This is a genomic window from Falsiroseomonas sp. RANM36 (assembly GCF_056682175.1).
Genome location: NZ_JBWXTD010000003.1, coordinates 880,064 through 884,695, shown reverse-complemented (window position 1 = coordinate 884,695; position 4,632 = coordinate 880,064). Strand labels below are relative to the sequence as shown.

Here is a 4,632-nt window from a genome sequence, read left to right as displayed (position 1 = left end):
GCGCCTGGGGGGGTCGGGCGCGCGCCCGGCGCTGGTGGCGGCGGGGGCGGCGCGCGCCTCGGACGGCACGGTGGCGAGCCTGTCGGAGGCGGCGGGACGGATCGGCGACGTGGTGCGGCTGATCAGCGACATCGCCGGCCAGACCAACCTGCTGGCTCTCAACGCCACGATCGAGGCGGCGCGCGCCGGCGAAGCCGGCAAGGGCTTCGCGGTGGTCGCGGGCGAGGTGAAGTCCCTCGCCGCGCAGACCGCCAAGGCGACCGAGGAGATCGCCGCCCAGATCGCCGCGATGCGCGGCGCGACGGAGCAGGCGGTGGCCGCGGTGCGCGGCATCGCCGGTTCGGTCGGCCGGATGGAGGAGGTGACGGGCGCGATCGCGGCCGCCGTGGAGCAACAGGGCGCGGCGACGCGCGAGATCGCGCGCCACGCGGCCGAAGCGGCGGCCGGCACCAGCGAGGCGGCGGGCGAGATCGCGCAGATGACGGATGATGTCGCGGCGGGCGCGGGCGGGATCGCGCGCGTGCGGACGGCCGGCGCCGATGTCGGGGCGCAGGCCGCCGCGATCCGCACCCAGGTCGGCGACTTCACGGCGCAGTTGCGGGCGGCGTGACGTCGCCGGCCGGGGGCGGGCAGGCCGTGCGCAGCGCCGCAGGGTCCCGCGGCAGCGGGAACGCGGCCGCGCCGAACATCTCTGCCAGCACGCGGCGCGCGATCAGCCCCAGGGCGATGCCGATCTGTTCCTCGACCAGCGCCCCCTCGTCGGCCGCCCATTTGGCGTAGGTCGAAGGCGTTCCACGCCAGGTGAAGCTGCGCGCGGGGCCGCCGGCCTCCGCGCCGAAGCCGGCCCGGGCCGTCACCGTCAGCACGAGGGACGGGTTCGAGGGGTTGAACGCGCTGTCTCGCTCCGGTGCCAGCCGGATCTCGCCGAGAGACGTCCGCAGCACATCCGGCCCGGGCGCGCCGGCGGCGGCCAGCCGTCCGCCAGACCGCGCCACGAGCGTGTCGCGCAGGCAGGCGCCGAGCCGTTCCGGCTGCAGGTGGCGCGCCAGCACCTCGGCCCGGCGCAGCGCCTCGGCCTCCGTGCCCGGGCTGCGGGCGGAATCGATGGCGCCGGCAGCCAGCCCCGCGGTGCCGCCGCCCACAGCCCCGACCGGCAGGCAGAGCAGGGCGAAGGGGCCGCTCGGCAGGCAGGCGCCGAACATCGCCACCGCGCCGTAGCCGGCGCCGCCGAGCGTGGCGAGGGTCGGCAGCCCGGCGCCGCCTGCGACGCCGAGCGCCGGCGGCGGGCCCGGCAAGGCGGGCGGCGCCGAGGCCACCGCGAGGACCGGCACGGGCTGCCCCCGTGTCGTGCCGGCCAGGGTCGGCCCCCCATCATCCCGGATCGGGTCCGGCACCGCGCCGCAGCCCGCAAGCAAGAGAAGCGCCGCCCCGAAGGCGGAGGCCACAATGCCGGAGCATGGGAGGCGCATCGGCATCATGCTGCGCATCCTGCCGACCGCGAATCCCCGATGGGCTCACACGCGTCTTCAGGCCGACCACCCATGACCACGCCCTCCTGCCGACGTAGTCAATTATGAATCTAGTATATTAGCAATATACTAATTAATGGATATTCAGGATGGCTCCGCGGTTGCAGGCTTGGCAGCCCGGACGGCCAGGGCGGCGCGGATCTCGGCCTCGGTCCGGTGCGGCAGGTCCGGATCGGCATGCGTCCATCCGACATGCCCGTCCCAGAAGGCATGCATCTGCGGCATCCGGTCCGGGCCGTCATCGAGCGAGGCGGCCGTGATGTGGACCTCGCCGGGCCAGAGGCGCGAGCGGAACAGCATCGGCGAGCCGCAGTGGCGGCAGAAGCCGCGCTCCGCCTCCGGGCTCGAGCCGTACCAGACCAGCGCCCCCTCGGCGCCCTCCTGCAGGGCGAAGCCCTCGGCCGGGAGGCAGACCCAGGTGACGAAGGCCGCGCCATGCGCGCGCCGGCACATGCCGCAATGGCAATGCGCGACCCACTTGCTCGGGAAACGGGCCCCGAATCGAACCGCGCCGCAGAGGCAGCCGCCCTGGCCCATGGTCGTCGGTCCCTTCCGATCCGCCGGCGAGCCTAGGTCGAGGGTGGTGGAGCAAGGAACCATCTTCTCGCATGCGCCATCCGCCCCCCCCGCCGTGACGCGCGCCGGTGCGGGAGACGTGACCGGCGGGCGGCTTGACCGGCCGGCGGCGCCGGACCAGGGAGGATCCACCCTGGTTTGCCGGAGAGGCCCATGACTGCTCGCAGCGCGGCCCCGATCGCCCGCTTCACCGCCCAGGAGGCGCTGGTCTGCGCCATGGTGCTGATGTCGGTCGCCGACGGCCCGATGTCCGATGCGGAACTCGCGACGATGAGCCGCATGGTGCAGGAACTTCCCGCCTTCAGCGATTTCCACAGCCAGGAGATCGAGACGGTGACCGATGCCGTCACCCGGCTGCTCGGCCGCAGCGACGGCCTGGACCAGGCCATGACGCTGCTGCGCGATGCGCTGCCGATGCGCCTGCGCGAGACCGCCTATCTGCTGGCCTGCGAGGTCTGTGCCGCGGATGGCGAGGCGACGCAGGAGGAGCTGCAGTTCCTGCAGGACCTCCGCATCGGCCTCGATCTGGACCGCCTGATCGCGGGCGCGATCGAGCGGGCTTCCAAGGCGCGCTACCAGGTCATCTGATTTTTCGTTTCGCATCCCCGCATCGGGGTGCATGCTTCCTGCGCGGCGGGCATCCGACCCGGCCGCGGAGGAACGCCATGCGAAACGCTGTAAAGGCCCTTCTGGCCGGCGGCTGCCTGCTCGTTGGGCTGCCGGCCGCCGACGCGCAATCGCCCGCGCCGAACCCGGCGGCGATGACCTTCTTCGTGACCAGCGTCGGGATCGGGCGCGGCGCCGATCTCGGCGGCCTGGCCGGCGCCGACGCGCATTGCCAGGCGCTGGCGGCCGCGGCGGGCGCGGGCAACCGCAGCTGGCGCGCCTATCTCAGCACCCAGGGGCAGGGCGCGGTGAATGCCCGCGACCGCATCGGCGCCGGGCCGTGGCAGAACGCGCTCGGCGTGGTCATCGCCCGCAACGTCGCGGATCTGCATTCGCCCGGCAACGCGATGACCAAGCAGACCAATGTGAACGAGCGCGGCCAGGTGGTGAACGGCCGCGGCGACACGCCGAACGAGCATGACGTGCTGACCGGGTCGCAGGAGGACGGCACCGCCTTCGCGGGTGCGGAGGACCGGACCTGCCGCAACTGGACCTACAGCGGCGCCGAGGGCTCTGCCATGGTCGGCCATCACGACCGCATCGGGCTGCGCGACGACGCGCCCTCGAAGTCCTGGAACACCTCGCACCCGTCGCGCGGCTGCAGCCAGGACAACCTGCGCAGCAGCGGCGGCGCCGGCCTGTTCTACTGCTTCGCCGGGAACAGAACGGCGCGACCGTGCCGCGCTATTGCCGCGTGACGGGCGGCAGCAGCGCGGCGGGCCGGCGGTCCGGCGTGCACATGTCGTTGTCGCGCGGCCGCACGCCGAAATGCCGGCCGCGCGCATCCAGCGCAAGCAGGTCGTGGTCCTCCCGGCAGAGCGCCACCGGCTTCCATCCCGCGCAGCCGCGCTCGGAGATGTCCACCTCCTGGCCGGCGCGCAGCCCGCAGGCGGCGAAGCCGAAGGCGGCGACGACGGCGGGATCGGCGGTGAGCAGCGTCACCAGCTTGCGATCCTCCTGGAACACCGCCTCGAAGGCGCCGGGCACCGCGGAGGACGCCGCGCCGATCGCGTAGGCGCCATGCGTGCGGAAGGCGAAGGTGCGCTGCGTCATCGCGGGATCGAGCGCATGGGTGAAGACCAGGCTCCAACGGCCATCCGCGAATTCGAAGCGGCGCGTGCCGTAGCCGCCATACCAGGGTTCGGGCGCGGGGCTGGCCCAGACGCCCTGGAGCGTCGCCAGCCTGTCCCTGTCGGCGAAACCCTGCGCAGCGGCGGGGGCGGCGAGCATCGTGGCCGCGGCGAGGGCCGCGAGCATGGTCGTGGCTTGCATCATCCTGTCCTTCCTCGACGGACGCGGCGTGATGCCGGTCCGTGGGAATGACGCGCGGCGATGCGCGATTTCGACAGGCGCCCAATCAGCGCAAGAGGGTCAGTCCACGATGAAGAGCTTCGCGCCGGTCCGCGTGGCGGAGCGGTGGGCGGCGTCGCCGAAATCGGAGACCTGGTAGGACATGCCCGGCTTCAGCGTGAAGCGGCGGCCATCGCGCAGTTCGGTCTCGAGTTCGCCCTCGACGACGAAGAGCACATGGCCGCGGTCGCACCAATGGTCGGCCAGGTAGCCGGGCGAATACTCCACCATGCGCACGCGCAGGTCGCCGATGGTCAGCGTGCGCCACAGCGCGTGGCCCGTCTCGCCGGGATGGCGCGTCGGCTCCACCTGCGACCAGTCGGTGACCGTGAAGGGGAAGGGCGGGATCTTCATCAACCCGCGGCCTTCTTGGGCGGCAAGGGCTCGGTCGGCGCGCCGGCGGCGCGCCCGGCCGCCGGGCGGGCCGCGCAGCTCGATCAGCCCGCGCCCGGGCGGGCCGGCCGGCACGCCCAGCGGCAGCAGCAGCGTGGCGAGGCCGTCCCGGGTCCAG

At 73.6% G+C, this 4,632-nt stretch carries 7 protein-coding genes; 3 read left to right on the top strand and 4 right to left on the bottom strand.

Annotated elements, in window-relative coordinates; genetic code table 11:
- A partial coding sequence (locus tag AC1MIR_RS09020; protein WP_480027837.1) for a methyl-accepting chemotaxis protein occupies window positions 1–610 on the top strand: 610 nt, incomplete at its 5' end.
- Here AC1MIR_RS09020 and AC1MIR_RS09015 read toward each other — a convergent pair.
- Both AC1MIR_RS09015 and AC1MIR_RS09010 read right to left on the bottom strand, forming a co-directional pair.
- On the bottom strand, window positions 585–1,331 hold the full coding sequence (locus AC1MIR_RS09015) for a hypothetical protein (protein ID WP_480027836.1): 747 nt from the start codon (window positions 1,329–1,331) through the stop codon (window positions 585–587). The two genes, AC1MIR_RS09020 and AC1MIR_RS09015, sit on opposite strands and share 26 nt — an antisense overlap.
- A 282-nt stretch (window positions 1,332–1,613) precedes the next feature.
- Window positions 1,614–2,066 carry a GFA family protein gene (locus AC1MIR_RS09010; RefSeq protein WP_480027835.1) on the bottom strand — a complete coding sequence of 151 codons (453 nt, stop codon included), beginning with the start codon at window positions 2,064–2,066 and terminating at the stop codon, window positions 1,614–1,616.
- Window positions 2,067–2,258: 192 nt separating this feature from the next.
- Here AC1MIR_RS09010 and AC1MIR_RS09005 point away from each other — a divergent pair, with 192 nt between their 5' ends.
- Entirely contained in the window at window positions 2,259–2,693 is a 435-nt protein-coding gene (locus AC1MIR_RS09005) for a tellurite resistance TerB family protein (protein WP_480027834.1), read from the top strand.
- Window positions 2,694–2,770: 77 nt separating this feature from the next.
- Complete coding sequence (locus AC1MIR_RS09000) at window positions 2,771–3,469, top strand: hypothetical protein (RefSeq protein WP_480027833.1); 699 nt, start codon at window positions 2,771–2,773, stop codon at window positions 3,467–3,469.
- Here the strand turns inward: AC1MIR_RS09000 and AC1MIR_RS08995 are convergent.
- Both AC1MIR_RS08995 and AC1MIR_RS08990 read right to left on the bottom strand, forming a co-directional pair.
- Window positions 3,456–4,046: a hypothetical protein gene (locus AC1MIR_RS08995; RefSeq protein ID WP_480027832.1), complete on the bottom strand. Its 591-nt coding sequence runs from the start codon at window positions 4,044–4,046 to the stop codon at window positions 3,456–3,458. The two genes, AC1MIR_RS09000 and AC1MIR_RS08995, sit on opposite strands and share 14 nt — an antisense overlap.
- A gap of 96 nt (window positions 4,047–4,142) precedes the next feature.
- A partial coding sequence (locus AC1MIR_RS08990; RefSeq protein WP_480027831.1) for a DHCW motif cupin fold protein occupies window positions 4,143–4,632 on the bottom strand: 490 nt, incomplete at its 5' end.